General features: G+C 38.2%; 16 protein-coding genes and 1 tRNA gene. 9 read left to right on the plus strand and 8 right to left on the minus strand.

Features of this window, described 5'->3' with window-relative positions; all coding sequences use genetic code 11:
- Positions 1-79: 79 nt before the first annotated feature.
- Together QW284_08760 and QW284_08765 are read right to left on the minus strand one after the other, a co-directional pair.
- Positions 80-2,095 carry a hypothetical protein gene (locus QW284_08760; protein ID MEM0339756.1) on the minus strand — a complete coding sequence of 672 codons (2,016 nt, stop codon included), beginning with the start codon at positions 2,093-2,095 and terminating at the stop codon, positions 80-82.
- Between the two features lie 9 nt (positions 2,096-2,104).
- Complete coding sequence (locus QW284_08765) at positions 2,105-2,419, minus strand: hypothetical protein (protein ID MEM0339757.1); 315 nt, start codon at positions 2,417-2,419, stop codon at positions 2,105-2,107.
- Between the two features lie 166 nt (positions 2,420-2,585).
- On the opposite strand from QW284_08765, the gene QW284_08770 reads away from it, so the two are divergent.
- Positions 2,586-3,335: a nucleotidyltransferase family protein gene (locus QW284_08770; GenBank protein ID MEM0339758.1), complete on the plus strand. Its 750-nt coding sequence runs from the start codon at positions 2,586-2,588 to the stop codon at positions 3,333-3,335.
- A gap of 15 nt (positions 3,336-3,350) precedes the next feature.
- Here the strand turns inward: QW284_08770 and QW284_08775 are convergent, their stop codons facing one another.
- Positions 3,351-4,262 (minus strand): 4Fe-4S cluster-binding domain-containing protein, encoded by a 912-nt coding sequence (locus tag QW284_08775; protein ID MEM0339759.1) that lies wholly within the window; start codon positions 4,260-4,262, stop codon positions 3,351-3,353.
- Positions 4,246-4,959: a DNA polymerase subunit beta gene (locus QW284_08780; protein ID MEM0339760.1), complete on the minus strand. Its 714-nt coding sequence runs from the start codon at positions 4,957-4,959 to the stop codon at positions 4,246-4,248. Before QW284_08780 ends, QW284_08775 begins: the two co-directional genes overlap by 17 nt.
- A 128-nt stretch (positions 4,960-5,087) precedes the next feature.
- Between QW284_08780 and QW284_08785 the strand changes: the two genes are divergently transcribed.
- From QW284_08785 to QW284_08820, 8 genes are all read left to right on the plus strand, one after another.
- Positions 5,088-6,287, plus strand: coding sequence for a site-2 protease family protein (locus QW284_08785; protein MEM0339761.1), 1,200 nt, complete (start codon positions 5,088-5,090; stop codon positions 6,285-6,287).
- A 2-nt stretch (positions 6,288-6,289) separates the two neighbouring features.
- Positions 6,290-6,739 (plus strand): ribosomal protein S18-alanine N-acetyltransferase, encoded by a 450-nt coding sequence (gene rimI, locus QW284_08790; GenBank protein MEM0339762.1) that lies wholly within the window; start codon positions 6,290-6,292, stop codon positions 6,737-6,739.
- A 99-nt stretch (positions 6,740-6,838) separates the two neighbouring features.
- A complete protein-coding gene (locus QW284_08795; protein MEM0339763.1) occupies positions 6,839-7,984 on the plus strand; it encodes an iron-containing alcohol dehydrogenase in 1,146 nt (381 codons plus the stop codon).
- 105 nt (positions 7,985-8,089) lie between these two features.
- Entirely contained in the window at positions 8,090-9,226 is a 1,137-nt protein-coding gene (amrS, locus tag QW284_08800; GenBank protein ID MEM0339764.1) for an AmmeMemoRadiSam system radical SAM enzyme, read from the plus strand.
- Positions 9,227-9,257: 31 nt separating this feature from the next.
- On the plus strand, positions 9,258-10,019 hold the full coding sequence (locus QW284_08805; GenBank protein ID MEM0339765.1) for a TatD family hydrolase: 762 nt from the start codon (positions 9,258-9,260) through the stop codon (positions 10,017-10,019).
- A 149-nt stretch (positions 10,020-10,168) separates the two neighbouring features.
- A complete protein-coding gene (locus QW284_08810) occupies positions 10,169-10,762 on the plus strand; it encodes a winged helix-turn-helix domain-containing protein (GenBank protein MEM0339766.1) in 594 nt (197 codons plus the stop codon).
- 29 nt (positions 10,763-10,791) lie between these two features.
- Positions 10,792-11,109 carry an ASCH domain-containing protein gene (locus QW284_08815; GenBank protein MEM0339767.1) on the plus strand — a complete coding sequence of 106 codons (318 nt, stop codon included), beginning with the start codon at positions 10,792-10,794 and terminating at the stop codon, positions 11,107-11,109.
- 64 nt (positions 11,110-11,173) lie between these two features.
- Positions 11,174-11,261 (plus strand) — tRNA-Leu (locus QW284_08820).
- Between the two features lie 135 nt (positions 11,262-11,396).
- Here the strand turns inward: QW284_08820 and QW284_08825 are convergent.
- From QW284_08825 to QW284_08840, 4 genes are all read right to left on the minus strand, one after another.
- Complete coding sequence (locus tag QW284_08825) at positions 11,397-12,764, minus strand: aspartate aminotransferase family protein (GenBank protein MEM0339768.1); 1,368 nt, start codon at positions 12,762-12,764, stop codon at positions 11,397-11,399.
- Positions 12,765-13,189: 425 nt separating this feature from the next.
- Positions 13,190-15,913 (minus strand): ATP-dependent helicase, encoded by a 2,724-nt coding sequence (locus QW284_08830; GenBank protein ID MEM0339769.1) that lies wholly within the window; start codon positions 15,911-15,913, stop codon positions 13,190-13,192.
- Between the two features lie 87 nt (positions 15,914-16,000).
- Positions 16,001-16,246, minus strand: coding sequence for a hypothetical protein (locus QW284_08835; protein MEM0339770.1), 246 nt, complete (start codon positions 16,244-16,246; stop codon positions 16,001-16,003).
- Complete coding sequence (locus QW284_08840; GenBank protein MEM0339771.1) at positions 16,239-16,976, minus strand: DUF2192 domain-containing protein; 738 nt, start codon at positions 16,974-16,976, stop codon at positions 16,239-16,241. The genes QW284_08835 and QW284_08840 overlap by 8 nt, the downstream gene beginning before the upstream one ends.
- Positions 16,977-17,078 lie beyond the last annotated feature (102 nt).

A 17,078-nucleotide genomic window follows, 5' to 3' on the forward strand; every position in this document is an offset into this window, starting at 1 on the left:
CTAAAATAAGTGATACTGGATTAAAAGTTTTTGGATCCAGTTGTCCTCTTCAATACCTTAACCTTATTATTTTGTTGGTTTAAATCAATTCTTTTGTTGACCCAAGTTTCACTGGACCCAGCACAACTCTTAGTGGTGCAATTCTTTTTCCGCTTCCTTCATAGAATTTCGTAGCCATTTCATATGTTATCAATCGAAGTGAGTGTATGTAGGGACCCAAAACAGAGGCGCCAAGTATGAATAAATGCAGTATGAAAGTCATTATAAGTCCCACCACAATCCCTACAGCTATATTTATAGTCGATGCGCTCTGAAAAGCTGAGTATATAAATACATTGAAAATTTCTGCTAGTAAAGCTGAGCCAGCACCTATTCCAGCAATTCTAATAAACGACATGTTATCAGCCAAGATGCCAATAACATCAAAGATCCAGAAAAACATTCCCATAAGACCCGATGTTTTAACCTTGGACAGTATGAATACAGCTAATGTTGCATAAACCGTGCACTCTATTATATTAGCAGGTATTATCCTACCTAATTTGAATATATCAACATCCATTCCTAGAAACGAGACCTTGTATGTTATAAGCGGCGGCCCAAATATTATGAATAAGACCATGCAAACTTCTAGTATTGCCGTCCATAGATCATGTGTTTTTGTAACAGCCTTTGCTATTGCGACTATGTGTGCTATTAATATGCTTATATATCCTATTAGCAACGCCAATTTAATTGATGATAGCATATACGTTACCGTAGCTTCAACATTTAAAAGTCTTGGTGGCGGAGATGGGAGGATAGGAGACAGTACAAGAGATATGTATTGGCCTATAAGCGAGCCTAGAAAGCTTCCAGAGAGGAGTCCGGTTACCATGGCGCTAAAAGCCGTTATATACACTATTTTTCTAAGCTTTTGGAGGGTTTCAGGGTTTTGGACAAAATAGGGTAGGACATACTTGGAACCTATTAGCAGACCTATTGCATAGCCTATGTCTGGAAACATTAGAGCGAAGTAAATTCCGTAGAAATATGTAAGTAGGGGTGTCGGATCCCATTCCCTAGGCAATGGATAGCCATTCAACTCTGTAAACATTTCAAAGGGTTTGAACGGCTTCAAATTGTTAAATTCCACAGGGGGCTCGGGAGAATCCTCGAATATTATCTGGGATGGTACTTTGCTCAACTCCTTTAGAAACTCTTCCTTTCTAGACCTTAAAACCCAGCCGCTAAGCAACACCAGGTACTTCGACTCTAAAGCCGTTTTCAATAACTCAATTTTGCCATATTCGATGTCTACAAGAGTCTTCAACAAGGCAATATCATATGCGTTACCCTTTATAATTTCGTCAATTCTATTCTCAATGTTTCTTAACTCTGCTTCTACGTTCAACTTCTCTTTATAAATAGCCTCAACAATTTTTAGAAGAGGAACATATCCATATACTTTTGAAAACTCTACAATTTTAACATTCCTTTGCTCAACTTCCTTTAGGATGCTCTCCAGCAGGTTTGAATCAAAAACAATTGTGGCCAAAGCGTTTTGTTCGTCGAAGACAGTCTCTCCCAATACATGTTTCGCTTTCTTCTTCAATAACTCAATTTCGTTTTTAGAACCTAGAAACGTTTTTACAGCAATTAGAGCACCATCATAGTCTAGAACACTTATATCAGCGTTGCTATACATACTCGATATTTGGTCAAGATATTTTCTTATCATATTGAGTTCTCTTAGCTTCTTAACATTCTCAAGCCTCTTCTTATCGAGTTCTCTAAGTATTTCTACCACATTGCCAAGTTTTTTATATAGACTCTGAAGAGCCTGCTTGGTACTTGTTGGCATCTCCTCAATTTTTATAGTTAATGGCTTTTCTATAAATGAGTTAATTGAGTCAAATAACTTTTTGCAGTTCTCAACTAAGGTAATGTATTCTTCAATTTCTCTAGCTTTTTCTTTCTCCTCCAACGATATAGGCTCAAAAGCACCTAGCTTCACTACCTTTTCCAATGTCATATCAGCATAGTCGCGTGGAACAATCACATAGGCTTTTAATGCTATATCAGGGTCGCTGAGAATAGCATATCTTATATTCATGAACGATACCTAGCCAATTTCAACTCCTATGACATTTGATACAATATTTTTAACAATCTCATTAATGTTCTTCTTATATGCTCTAGCTATTTCTTCTGCTTTTTTCTTAGCCTCTTCAACTATATTATGGTACTCCTTATTCACATCCTCCTCTAATTCCCTTGCAAACCTGTTCAAATCATCAATATAGCTTGTATCATTTAAAATCTCGCTAGCCTTTTTCTTAGCCTCTTCAACTATCTTCGAAGCTCTCTCTTCAGCTTCTCTAATAATTCTCTCAGCCTCAGACTCTATCTCCTTCATAATACTGCTTGCACTACCCAAAGAAAAAAACACCATTCTAAGCTGTAATAGTAATTCGAGGGCGGATATAAAAACTTTGAATAAAAGCTTCAATATAGTGTTTTGGGATAATCAAAAAGTTTTATATAGTTATGTTAACGTTAATTATAAGAGTAGTTGTATTGTATACAATATTATAGTGGTTTTCATGCAGCTGGCAACTCAGGAGAATGTCGTCGCTGTTATTTTGGCAGGTGGTGAGGGAACGAGGTTTAGGCCGTACACAGAAATTGTTCCCAAGCCGATGTTTCCCATTGGCTGTGAAGAAAAACCTCTTCTAGAGCATATAATTTGCTGGCTTCACAGGTTTGGCATAAAAGAGTTTGTTCTTCTTGTTGGATACAAGTGGAAGCAGATAAGAAACTATTTTGGCGATGGATCTAGACATGGAGTTTCGATTAGATATAGTCTAGATGATGAGGGGCATCGTGGGACTGGAGGTGCACTCTTAAAAGCATTCAAAAATGGTTTATTTAAGGATAACACGATTATTATTTGGTATGGAGATATAATAGCGCCTATTAACATCTACGACCTATTATCCTTTCACAGAAATAGAAAATCGGATGTCACCATAGTTCTTGCTGACAGATATCAAGTACCTGTTGGCGTCGCCAGGGTTAGTGATGATGACAGTGTTGTGGAGTTGGTTGAAAAGCCATGGCTAAACCTATATGTTTCAATAGGTGTGATTGTGTTGGAATCTCAGATACTGAATAATGTTGAATATTCTTTGGGAAAGTCATTTGATATAATGGGTGATCTAGTGCCATGGATTATTAAGAGGGGACATAAGGTGAAGGCCTATATTCACAGAGGTGTTTGGTATGATGTTGGAAGTCTGGAGAGATATGTTAAGATAAATTATGATGCTATAAAACAGTTTCTATGTGAGTAAGACAATGAGCTTAGTCTAATGTCTAAGTAGAGGTGCGCAAACATCTAACCGTGGCTCTATCTCCTCATCGCCTCTGATTATCATACCATCTTCTGAGACCTTATCATCTATGTTGGCACACATTCTAGCTTTTCTAAGCATCCTAGCTCTTTGCTGAATTGAGTCCTTGAATTGCGCTGGGCATAAATGGATTGGGATGGATATGTCGCTTTGTATTGCCTTAGCTAAGATTCTCTTAGCTGTTTCCATGCTTCCAACAACTGTTTTCCCATTCTCGGCTATCCCATACCCTCTAAACAGGATTCTATCTAGGTTAGTCTCGCTAACCTCCATCTCATTCAGGTTAATGAATTTAACACCTATGCTATCAGCTTTTAGCACAACTCTCCAGATCTCCTCATCATTTCTGGGTATAGCTGGAATCTCTATCCCAACATCCATCGCAGTATTCTTTACAGCATATTCGATGAGTTTCCATATGGAATCGTTAACTATGTGGAATCTTATCTCGTCAAGACCAACAATATCGAGATACTTTATAGCATTTTTTGTTGCGCCAAGACCAGATGTATAGAGGTGTATGTGGAAGCTCTGGCCAAACACATCTTTAAGTAGCTGGATGGTCTTGACTGTTAGGTCGTATCTCTGCATAGGTTCGCCACCTGTTATAGATGCACCTTCGGCTCTCACCATAGATGCCTCGTCAATGATTGTGGTCATTCCACAGATCTTCTCTTCGTCTACATAAAAAGCTTCTGAAGATCTTCGCTCTCTGCTAATTGGACAATAATAGCAGTCCATTCCACAAATGCCTGTTACAAATATAACTATTTTCAATCCTTTCATGCAAAGTCTGCAGCCCTTCGAGAGCTCTTTGTACCAATAGCCAATAATATCGTTTCCCTCTACTCTATATACAGAGCCCATAGTCTCTTACCCTATCTCTAAATAGACTATTTTCTCTACAGAGAAACTCTATATAGGCTTCTGTATCTGTGTTAATCGGCACCTCATACTCGATGAAAAGACCTGTATGACCCTCTCTAACCCTCTTTGTCAACGCCTCTACTCTATCAAGAACAACCTCTATAGACACCCTCAATTTTTTCGCGACATAGCCTTCATTACCAACAACAGGGGTCTCTACATGACCATCTTCAACAGGCTCTATAAGCATGAGCCTCTTATCAACACCTACCACTCTAACATCTCTCAAAAGATCATTGTACTCGACCATTCCACTAAATTTGTAAAACTCCACCTCAATTGGAAACAACTCTGCCAGCGGATCTGAAATGATAAGCTCTTCGAATGGGTCAAGATAGATGTATAGCTTGGGTGTGTGGATTGGCGTTGGCATAACAATTTTCTTGCTGTATATGCTGTAGCCTTGTCTCTCAATACACAGTTCTAGCAGACTGGGTGAATAAGGTCTAAGCAAAGCAACATCAACATCGCTGCGCTCGTTAACATCTCCTCTAGCAACGCTACCATGAACAATAGGGTTTATTATTCCACAGGAGGAAAGGGTCTCTAGCATTTTTATTGCTGAGGATCTCTTCTTCCTAAGAATATTCCACCTACTCTCATCATATACAACCCTTCTCCTATAACCATAAGACATTTCATTAGACCACAACAACGTTTAATTGTATTCGACACAATATTTAATGTGTGTAACAAGCTAATTAATGTTTAAAACTAGGGAGAATTTATATCTAACCATTGTTGAAGCAACTTGAGGGGCATCAATTGGAAGCAATACTGTATATAATGCTGGCATGGATAATAATCTTCACTATCTTACCCATTTTCTTTGGGGATAAAGAGGTTAGACTAGCGTCGGCAAAAGCCAAGCTTGTTCTCGGAGGCTTTTTGCTTTACATCGGAAAAGAAGTTAAGTCGAGCAAAAAGATGTCAGTCATAAAACCAATAAGAATTGCTGTAATTTTATCGATGCTTGTAGGCATGGCTCTATTCTATATATTTTTTGTCCCAATATTTATTGGAATGATTAGAGACTTTATCATGTTTTCAGCAGGAGTCTCAAACAATCCTCCACAACCTGTTGCAGTTCCTGTCCCAATATTATTCACATTCACATCAATACTAAAATACCTAGTGGTATCTATAGCAATTGGGGCTGCATTCCACGAGCTTGCTCATGCAATTACTGCTCTGAGAGAAGGTGTCGATATTAGGAGCTGGGGAATTGGAATAGCCTTTTTAATACCGTTGGCTTTCGTTGAACTAGACGACGACTCCTTTAAGAGCGCATCGTCGTTGACAAAAGCGTTGATAGCCTCGGCAGGCCCGCTAGCAAATGCCATAATAGCTTTGATGGGCATAGCATTAATAGCATTATTGCCATTTACCGGCATCTCATTTTCTCAAGCTGTTACTGTTACATCAATTGATTGTAGTATATGTAGCAATGTGGTGTGTCCAGCAGAAAAAATTGGTCTTAGAGGAGGTGATATACTCTACTCTATTAATGGCTCATTAATAAGAAGTGTCGATGATGTTGGCAATGTTCTAAAGAGGCTTAAGGTCGGAGAGAATGTAACATTTACTATATGTAGAAATGGCATCTGCAAAAATGTTTCAGCGGTTATAGATACATATAACAAGAAGCTTGGCAATAATACACCATGTATAGGCGTGTCAATGGAGAATAACTTGGTGGTGCTGAAAGGTGGAGCTCCCTATAACAATCCAATGCTAGTTGATATTCTAAATTACATTAATTTTGTGGTAATGGTTAATCTAAGCCTCTATGTGTTCAATGCAATACCACTTTTCATTACAGATGGCTCTGTGTTTCTATCATCCATCATACCGAATACAACTATGCTAAGGATTGTTGTGGACAAGAGGCTTCTAGACATTGTAAATATCATTGTGATTGCCATTGCAGCTGGAATATCAACTTACATTCTGTTAAGTGGTTGATAATGATAGTGATTAGAAGGGCTGAGAGGAATGATATAGAAAGCATTTACGAATTAGAGAAAAAATGTTTTAAAGATCCATATCCAGAAATTGTTCTAAGAATGCTCTATGAGCTTTATCCAGAGCTGTTTTTTGTAGCTGAAGAGAACGATACAAAAACTATAGTAGGGTATGTATCAGGTATGATAAGAATTGATGGGTTTGGTCACATAGTCTCGATATGCGTTGACCAGAGATATAGGGGGAGAGGTATTGGAAGGAAATTGATGGAAACAATAGAGAATGCTATGCGTACATTATTCAGCGTATGCAGATATCGGCTAGAGGTTAGGGTCAGCAACACAAATGCAATAAATCTTTATAAATCTCTTGGATATAGAATAGAAGCAATCTTGAAGAAGTATTATCTTGATGGCGAGGATGGTTATCTAATGATAAAAAACTCTTGCTAGGAAACGGACATTTGACATAATCATCTCTATAAAGCTACGGTCATCTACACAAAACTTAAAATATGTTTTCGGTAATCTTTGATTTAAGGCGATATATATATGGTTTTTACACTGAGATATGCCTCAACAACACTGCATTTCGGGGTTAATGCGTTAGAAAATGCAAAAGATTTTATATCTAAACATGAGAAAGTTGTTATAGCAGCTGGAAAAACATCAGCGAGAGTCAGCGGAGCTCTGGGGGATGTTGAAAAGATTTTGAAGGAATTTGGGACAAACTATGTGATCTACGACAATATATCTGCAAATCCGTGGGCGAGCCAGGTGGAGGAACTAGCGAAGATGATATGGAACGAGGGTGCAGATCTCGTTATAGCAATTGGCGGAGGCAGCCCTATCGATGCAGCAAAGATGGCATCTGTAATAGCGTTGAGTGGTGGAAGTGTTAAGGAGTATGCGGAAGGTGTTAGAAAGCCCAAGAGAAGTGTTCCACTTCTTGCGATAAACCTTACTCACGGTACTGGAACAGAAATTGATAGATATGCTGTGATCACTCTTGACGATACTAAGGAGAAACATGGGCTAAGCCCCAAGTACCCAGAGGTTTCTATAGACGATCCTCGATATACACTCACACTTGATAAGAGACAAACAATGTACACAGCGCTAGATGCATTTTACCATGTTTACGAATCTGCAACCTCAAAAGTTAGGAGCCTGCTCATAGAAACTCTTGCAAAAGAGGCTACAATGCTAATATCAGAAAATCTTCCAAAGCTTGTTAACGATTTAAGAAATATTGAGTTGAGAGAGAAGCTGTTGTATGCCTCAATGATAGCTGGAATAGCGATAGACTCTGGATCAACACATATAATACATGCAATCGAACATGCTCTCAGCGGTTTACAGCCAAAATTAGCACATGCTTGCGGCCTTGCATTACTTGGGCCTAGATCAGCTTTCTACACACATAAAGCGGTTCCAGAGTACTCTGCTATCATACTGAAAATCCTAGATCCAACAATAAAGCCGATAGCTGAAGATGCTGAAAAGGCTCAAAAAGCTATCGAGAGATTCCAGCAAGGGATAGGATTCAATGAGAGGCTAAGTGACTACGGTTTTACAGAGAGAGATATAGAGAAGATAATTGAATATACATTAACAAGACTCAACTATATGCATAACAACTCTCCATTTCCGCTAACAGCCGATATAATAAAAGACATAATGAAATCAGCCCTATAACTATTTTTAACTCAAACACTGTTTTATTTTCTTAGAAAAATCAGCTAAACATATTAATCTAATAGTGTTTTTAATCAGAGGATGATTCAATAGATGTGTTGATATATGCCCAAGGAGGCTATGCTTTATAGGGTTATTGATTCCTCAAAAAAGATTGTAGAGTGCACAGCTTGTCCAAGAAGATGCAAGTTGAGGGATGGCCAGTATGGATTTTGTGGCATTAGATGGAATTTTGATGGAAAGCTTTACCTGGCATCTCATGGCCTTGCTATAGCTGTTGCTATCGACCCTATAGAGAAAAAACCACTTTACCATTTCAATCCAGGTTCAATGGTGTTCTCCCTATCCACAACAGGGTGTAGCTGGGCTTGCAGTTTTTGTCAAAACTGGGATATTAGTCAGAGAAGAGTTATAGCTGGTTGGAGGCTTCCACCAGAGCTTGCAGTTGAGCTGGCCCTTAGCTATGGTGCCCAGGGTATTACCTATACATACAATGAACCTGTAGTCTTCATAGAGTACGCCTATGACATAGGAATCTTGGCTAAGAAGCAAGGACTGTTTAACACTATGGTGACAAATGGTTATATGACTGATAATACTATAGACCTAGTCTCAAGGTTTATTGATGCTACAACAGTCGATTTAAAGGGTAATGGCGATAAAGAATTTGCAAGAAAGTTTAGCCTCGTTCCTGATATAGAGTCTGTTTTCAATGCTATGGCTGAGCTAAAGAGAAAGGGAGTATTCATAGAGGTCACAGATCTTGTTGTACCAAAATATGGAGACAATATTGAAATGGCTAAAAAATTGGCTAGATGGATTGTAGAGAACCTTGGCCCTGAAACCCCTGTACATTTCCTCAGGTTCCATCCAGATTACAAGCTTTTGGACGTGCCATCCACACCTCTTACAACACTCGAGAGACACGCTCAAGTAGCAAAAGATGAGGGTCTGAAATATATTTATCTAGGCAATGTGCCAGGGCACAAACTGGAAAGCACTTATTGTCCAAATTGTGGAAGGATGTTGATAAGAAGATTTGGTTTCGATATTTTAGAGGTTAATCTGACACAGGATATGAGGTGTCCATTTTGTGGATATAAAATCAATGTAACTGGGAAGGTGCATCCAACCTATAAACTGGATAGATTTGTTTATATACCACTTGAAAACTTTACAGAGTTTGTACATGTCAAACATGATCAGGTTAGAAAGTTTGTGCTAGAGAATGCATCAAAATAAGGTACATGGTTGAAAGGGGAAAGTAGTGCATATGATTGGCCAAGAAGAGCTATCCATACCTTTTGTAGATTCTCATATACATTTGCATGAATATGATAAAGATGTTGAAGATCTTTGTAAAGACAGCTACGTATTCCTGGCCGTTTCAGATGATATGGGAAGCAGTGTGAAAACCATAGAGGTTGCAAGAAGATGCCAAAATGTTGTTCCAGCTATAGGTTACCATCCATGGAATATAAAAAATTTTGCAAACGTTGATATGGAGTTCTTTGAGGATATAGCAAAGAAAAACAATGTTAGATTCTTTGGCGAAATAGGTTTAGACAAAAGATTTGTTTTCAACACATTTGATATACAATATCAGTTATTCATAAGATTTGTTGATATTGCTCAAAGAAATAACATGGGTTTGTCTATCCATGCACCAGATGCATGGAGAGAGGCCCTAGAGGTTGTAAAGAAAAGCAATATAAAGGTGGCTATATTCCACTGGTATACAGGTCCAATAGAGCTTCTAAAGGAGATTGTTGATAATGGTTATTACATAGGAATTAATGTAGCAGCAAAGATACAGAAGAAACATCTAGATATAATAAGAAATGTACCATTAGAGAATATTGTGACGGAGTCTGATGGACCATATAGATACAGAGGACTGCTACTAGGGCCTAACATGATACCTGAGCTTATCTCTATTATTGCTAGTATTAAGAATATTGATGCAGAGATTGTCAAGGAGGTTATATGGAAAAATTTTCGTAGAATTTTAAGAGAGGTAGGAATACCAATATGATAGTTTTTTTAAAGTTTACAAGAATTCAAAATTAATGCAAGCTTCGTTCGTCACTAATTGCTATAAAGATATTTAAATTTATGGCTACTAATACAACATATTGTGGGTGTTCAAATATAAAAGCCCTTCATGATTATGCACAAAGAATATTGTCTCTCTCCTTACCATCGAATTATCCTGAGGTAGATATTGTTAGATTGGTAAACTACAGAACTTTTGAAAATTGTATAAAGAATGAGATTAGATGTGCAATAATATCTCTAATGGCGCGAGGCATTACTACGGCAGCTGAAATAGCCTCTTCGCTTGGTATTTCAAGAACAGCGATATACAGACATTTAAATACTCTCAAAAGAAATGGCCTAATTGTATATAGAGATGGCCGTTTTTATGTTGCTGCACGATTATTTTTAGTTTATGATGTCGACATTGATGAGAAAGGGTCTATTAGAATGATAATATTTCCTAATAAGGGGGGGTTTGTCGATGAAACTATAGGATTTGCATTTGTCAAGGGGGAGTACTGCAGATGTGATGTGTGCATTGCAAGAGAAAAATGCTTGACAGCTGTTAAGAATCTTGCTAAGAAGCTTGATGTAAAGATAAGATCTGAGAATCCGCTTGATGGATTCAGAGAAGTGGTTGAGGAAATAACGAGGAGAGATCTTGTTAAAATACTTCGGGAAGGTTTTTTGATAGTGAAGCTGCCTGAGGAAATAGGTGAAGAGGTTTCTGAAGAGTAGATGTTTGAAGTGTAATAATGTGAATAGAGATGAAGAAACTTGTCTTTAAACTCGATTACGCTGGGAAAATACTTTCAGGAGAGAAGAGAACAACAATAAGATTATCAACCGATCTGAAAGAAAACGAAATTGTAGAAATTTATGTTGGTCATGTAAGAATAGGAAAAGCCATTGTTAAGAAGGTTCAGAAGAAAAAACTAAGTGAGCTCTCAGATGCTGAAATAAAAGCTGATGGCTTCAACACTAGGGAAGAACTACTAAAGGCCCTTGCAAAAATATATGGCAGCAAAAGAGTTCATTCGGACCCAACAGTCTATATCATAGAATTTCAACTAATGGAATTGTAAAACTTATGCAATATACAACAAAAATTATTAACCTCAAACACAGTTAAAAATAAGTGAAAATTGTGCGGGGGTGCCCGAGCCAGGTCAAAGGGGTCGGGCTTAGGCCCCGATGGCGTAGGCCTGCGTGGGTTCGAATCCCACCCCCCGCACCAACAAACCTTATCTCTATTGATGCACACGCCCTACAATATCTCTACTTTGTGTAATGTCTATAGATAAACAGTTAAATCCATTAATCGAGAACTCTTTTTGGTTAAGAATAGCATCAAGTCTGTTTTTCATAATGTTTACATCTTTATGTATTTTATAATTTGTGATAGGAATAGCGTAAACATTGTCACAAGCTTTCTAGCCTGCTCGTTTGTATGGACAATTGATGGCATTAGATGGGGCATACCGGCAGTCATATACACAATACCATTGATTGTCATGTACATATGCAACGCTTTGTATATTTTTTCACTCAATCTATTCATATATGCCTCTGCAATGTTTCGCGGTTTATTCAATGTGAAGTGTATGCCCATCATACTTCCTACAGAAGTTATCCAACAAATTCTGTCGAATTCTTGACAAACTTTGTCCAAGTCCTTGGCCGCTGAACTCCATCTGTAATTGAATTCGTTGTATATATATCTGTTCTCATACAAATACTTAATGGTGGCATAGCCTGCAACCATTGTTATTGTATTGCCTGTAAATGTTCCTCCATGAAAAACTCTTTGGCGAGGATTTGGATACTTTAGATGATTTAACAGCTCCATATATTCGCTGGATCCAGCAAAAGCGCCTGCCCCAGGATATCCACCTCCAACTATCTTTCCCAGTACAACTAAATCAGCTTTAACATTGAAATACTCCTGGGCTCCTCCCAAGGCAAGTCTAAAACCAGTTATAACCTCATCAAATATTAGTAGTGCTCCATGAGCATCCGCAAGCCTTCTAACCTCCTTTAAATAGTTAGGCCCAGGTTCTATACATCCACCAGAGCCTGGAACTGGCTCAATAAGAATTGCTGCAACATCAAAATTTCTAAGCGCATTTTCAAGTTTGTTCAAGTCATTGTATGGAACAGCAATGGTGTATTTAATGAATTCCTCAGGAATACCAAGGGACTCTGTACCATGGAATGGAGGTGTAACAGCAACATGTAGTTGATCAAGAGACCCATGCCACCCACCCTCTATCTTAACAACATATCTTCTTTTGGTATATGCACGAGCAAGTCTAACAGCATACATATTGGCCTCGGTGCCACTGTTACAGAAACGCACCATTTCAACATTGGGTATGGCCCTCGTCAAAAGTTCTGCATATTTGACTGCATACTCATTCTCAAAGCCCAGATGGGTACCGTTTCTCGAAGCCTCACTAACAGCTTCAACAACGAAATCTGGGGCATGACCCAGTACATGTGCCCCATGCCCCATCCAATAATCGTCAAATTCATTACCATCAACATCCCAGATCTTTGAACCCTTAGCCTTTGATACATAAAGAGGGTAGGGAGAAAAGTATCTGATATGATATGTCACACCCCCAGGTAACACCCTTTGAGCACGCTCAAACAGTTCTCTACTTCTTCTTGATCTAGCCATGTATATCGATGCTAAAGAAGATATGACTTCTTCTATTTTACTTTCATCAATTCTCATAATAAGACTCCTATCGTAGGTAATGAATTGAGATAATATAAACCTTTATGGGAGAAGAATAAAGATCTGGAAATACTCAAGGAAAATTCAAAATAATCATTGGAGAAAGAGCTATACGTGTATTTAAGCTTTATATTTTCCTAGGTAGTTATTGGTGCAAGATATTGTTATCACATGTACTATACAATCTCCAGATGAGATTGCGTTGCAAACCAGTTTTAGACCATGCGATTTGCAATCAATGTCTATTATGTGTTTCTAAGTGCCCTTACAAAGTATTTTATATTGGATCTGACGGCTTTGTAAAAATAGATCATACCAAATGTGTGGGTTGTGGAGTATGCGCTATGATGTGCCCATATGGTGCTATAGATTGTCAGTGGGTGCCGACATCATCACATTCTCAGAGCGGACTGAAACAATCATCATGAGTTTATGAATACACCCATTTCTTGTGTTTGCATAGCTGAGCTCTTTAAATTTTGTCTTACCTCATTCTCTAAAACCTTTTTAACCATGTCCTGAAGCCTTGCAATAAGTTTTCTCCTGTCCTCCATCAAAACAACATCACTATATCCGTAAGCAACAATATTGTGTGCAAATGGACTTGGAGCATAGAAGCTCTCAATTATTTCTATCTTTATCTCACCACTTTCAATCTTTCTCAAAACTTCCTTTGCATGTGCTAGATCCATGAAATCTTCCAAAATCTCTCTATATGTTTCTTCAATTATTGGGAATTTTTCGTATTTCTCAACAGCTTGAATAATCTTCTCTGCATTGATTTGTCTCCTAGCAATCGATACATCAACACCTTTGTAACGTCTTAGCAACATAAATGCTCTTTCGGCACAGTGTCTAAACCTCTTCTTGAATAGCTCTGTTTTTCTAACAGCTTTTCTAACAATCTCTTCAACATTTAGGCTAGATACACTATTAATAGCTTTTCTGATTTGATGGATAGACACATGCCCGGGTATGGTTAGCATGAATCCGTTGTCAGTCACGGATATTTTAACATTTTCTTTCATAATATCTGCAAGTACATAGGCATGCGCTCTTGAAAGTACGTCATTGACTCTTCTACCGAATAGGCTATGGAATATGATGTTTGTGGCCATCTTCTCTCTATCAGGCCATATCTCGACCAATATAAGCTTATCCGAAGGAATTTTGCCTTTCGTGAACAAAAGTTGCTGATAGATATAGTCATAGATGTACTCTGCAGCATGGGGTTCAATTCCATACTCTTTAACTAACCATTCAATAACATAATCCTTAGGCATAGTATTGATCATTTCGGCTACAACCCTTCTAAATTTGCCCACCTCTAAAGCTGAGTCATAGGCTAGTGGAAGCATTTCAGAGAACCAAGAGGGAACAGTAGGCCTCTCGCCTTTAGCTGGCTCTACAACTACATGTGTTGGATGTATGGCTAAGACTCTATACGTTTTACCGCCTAGTACAAATATGTCACCTGGTGTAAGTATCTCCACAAAACCCTCTTCTAAATCGCCGATATACCTCTTCTTATTATCAATAACAGCAAAGACTGCAACCTTAGCCTCATCGGGGATAGCACCTACATTGAGTTGGTATATCATTCTCGCTCCTCTTCTCCTACTAACAGTCTTTGTATCTTCATCGTATCGTATCTTGGCATAAACATTATAGTCCTCTAAACCAGGATACCTACCAGCCAGATAATTTATCACGGTCATCAATTCATCCTCTGATAAATCGTGATATGTGTAGCTCCTTCTAACTATTGCTAGAATTTCGTTAATTGTTCGAGGTTTTTCAATAGCCATCCCGACTATGTGTTGGGCTAGGATATCAAGTGGTTTTCTAGGTATCTTAACCCTATCTATTTTCCTTTCTAGGGCAAGCTTTGAAAGAACAGTGCATTCGATTAGATCATCTCTATCAACAACAATGATAACACCCTTACTGACCTCATATGCATTATGCCCTGCTCTCCCAACTCTTTGCAAAAGTCTTGTAACACTTTTTGGACTGCTAAGCAAAGCAACAAGGTCTATATAGCCAATGTCTATGCCAAGCTCGAGGCTTGTGGAAGATACAACAGTTCTTAGTAGCCCCTTCTTAAGTTTATCCTCTACCTCGAGTCTGACATCCCTGCTCAAACTACTGTGGTGGGCTTCAATTTCATCAGCGTCAACAACACCATTGGAGCTGAGATTCTTCTTCAACTTATAGACCACACTTTCCGTGGCACTACGGGTATTTGTGAAAACAAGTGATGTTCTATGCTGTAGAACCAGCTTTGTAAGTTCTTCATATATCGCCTCATTTAATACATTAGCTGGTGTATACACAAGATCAAGGCGAGGTGTTACAACCCTTATATCGAGTGGCTTAGAGAACCGGGCATCAGCTATCACAATTGGCCTTGGAGAACCATCGCTATTGAAGCCAGCTAAGAATCTTGCCACATCCTCTAGAGGGGATATAGTGGCACTTAATCCAATCCTTTGAAAATCTTTGCCGACAAGGTCAACCAATCTTTCAAGTGATAGAACTAGATGTGACCCCCTCTTGCTCGAGGCCATCTCATGAACTTCATCAACGATAACCCACCTGACGGTGGCAAGTTTTTCTCTGAACTTCGGTGCATTTAGAGCCAGTGCTAGGCTCTCAGGGGTTGTAATAAGTATGTGTGGAGGGTTTCTAAGCATTCTCGATTTTTCATTTGGCAATGTATCGCTGGTTCTGACTGCAACTCTTATATCTACTTCGATTCCAAGCTCATTTCTTACATATTCTCTGGTCTCTGACAAGGGTTGTATAAGATTTTTCTGCATGTCATTGTTAAGTGCTCTGAGAGGAGATACATAAACTACGTAGATTTGATCTTTCAATTCATTATTTAGAGCCAGTCTATATAAGTCATCTATTATTGGAAGAAAAACAGCAAGTGTCTTACCTGTACCTGTAGGACTCGATATCAGTATATTATAACCGCTCTTAATATATGGAATAGACATTTTTTGTGGAGGTGTAAGAGAACCGTACCTATTCTTAAACCAATTCACAATAGGCGGAATAAGAAAACTATACACAGCATCATCATTAAACTCACGAGCATATGCGAAGCCGTCGTTTGAAAAAACTATGTCTAAACCCAAATACCTTACACCTTAAAACTAAAGTTTTTCCAACAGGAAAACTTCAATGCCTAAAAGCTTTATTAAGCATCAGCTTCGTGAAAAATATCATATATTTATCTTTGAAAGGGCTTCTCTCACGTTTTTGGGCAAGGACATGTAATCTATTTCTTCTGCTTCTTTTTCTGGATATTCCCATTCCTTCTCAGTTCCATCAGATAATGTGTAAACATGTCTTGTAATAAGTATTGGAACAGCGAAGAGTTTACCATCTTGGGATCTGCAGAGTTCAACAATTATTCTTTTATCACCTTTTTTTACAATGTATCTTTTCTCAATGCTTACCCTATACATTATCCTCACTTTTCTGCTCTTTTTTACTATTCGATATAAGGATATTTTTAACTATATTATCTGGTAGGGTAAAAAAGTGTTTACTTACCTCAATTATGTAGCTTGTTGATGGTATTGCCTTTGGTATTCCAATTTCAAGTGCTATAATATTCTTTGACATGTTGATATCCATTTGACTTTTTATCTGACCAGAGGCTATTCTAGATCCAACCTCATATGCTATAACAAATTTGGCAAACCTTCTTACAGTTTCTTGTAGTGGTTCAAAGAAGTTATACAGCTTTCTCATTATCATCGCTAGATCTTCGAATTTCGCAAACCCAAAATAATACAATGTGAAGACAAATCTGAGAAACCTTGCAATAAACGAATCGCTTAACCTTGAGCACAGATCTCCCATGGCTTCACAAAAACCTTCTCTAGATGTTGTTATGCTGAGTGTCTTCATCATTGTTTCAAACACCATCTCTGTTGAGAACAAAGATTTCAAGGTCTCGTCATCTAGCTCTTTATCTATTCCAAGACCCCATTTACCAATTATATAAAGCGATGCCATTTCTTTATCGTATAGATCAGGAGGGCTGCTAGAACCCCTTATAGGCTCCACTCCCATACTGCTATAAACACTCTTTAGTATATCAATTGCTTCTTCTCTTCTTTTGGCGGGCTTAGATACTATAATGCTCCATGCTGTTGTTATAGCCTCCACTCTCTTTCTTCTCAAATTCAACCTTGGCACCCTAGCAATAGATAATCCATGGAATTTCTAAAAGCTCTCATATTTTCTAATGGTGACTAGGTATATATACCTTCCTATGTCATATGTAAGAAT

The organism is Ignisphaera sp. (assembly GCA_038735125.1).
Lineage (GTDB): Archaea > Thermoproteota > Thermoprotei_A > Sulfolobales > Ignisphaeraceae > Ignisphaera.

What these genes read in the sequence shown, in the direction of transcription:
- QW284_08760 (MEM0339756.1), bottom strand. Translation starts at nt 2,095, where the DNA reads ATGAATATAAGATATGCTATTCTCAGCGACCCTGATATAGCATTAAAA.
- QW284_08770 (MEM0339758.1), top strand. Translation starts at nt 2,586, where the DNA reads ATGCAGCTGGCAACTCAGGAGAATGTCGTCGCTGTTATTTTGGCAGGT.
- QW284_08775 (MEM0339759.1), bottom strand. Translation starts at nt 4,262, where the DNA reads ATGGGCTCTGTATATAGAGTAGAGGGAAACGATATTATTGGCTATTGG.
- QW284_08780 (MEM0339760.1), bottom strand. Translation starts at nt 4,959, where the DNA reads ATGTCTTATGGTTATAGGAGAAGGGTTGTATATGATGAGAGTAGGTGG.
- rimI (MEM0339762.1), top strand. Translation starts at nt 6,290, where the DNA reads ATGATAGTGATTAGAAGGGCTGAGAGGAATGATATAGAAAGCATTTAC.
- QW284_08795 (MEM0339763.1), top strand. Translation starts at nt 6,839, where the DNA reads ATGGTTTTTACACTGAGATATGCCTCAACAACACTGCATTTCGGGGTT.
- amrS (MEM0339764.1), top strand. Translation starts at nt 8,090, where the DNA reads ATGCCCAAGGAGGCTATGCTTTATAGGGTTATTGATTCCTCAAAAAAG.
- QW284_08805 (MEM0339765.1), top strand. Translation starts at nt 9,258, where the DNA reads ATGATTGGCCAAGAAGAGCTATCCATACCTTTTGTAGATTCTCATATA.
- QW284_08815 (MEM0339767.1), top strand. Translation starts at nt 10,792, where the DNA reads ATGAAGAAACTTGTCTTTAAACTCGATTACGCTGGGAAAATACTTTCA.
- QW284_08825 (MEM0339768.1), bottom strand. Translation starts at nt 12,764, where the DNA reads ATGAGAATTGATGAAAGTAAAATAGAAGAAGTCATATCTTCTTTAGCA.
- QW284_08835 (MEM0339770.1), bottom strand. Translation starts at nt 16,246, where the DNA reads ATGTATAGGGTAAGCATTGAGAAAAGATACATTGTAAAAAAAGGTGAT.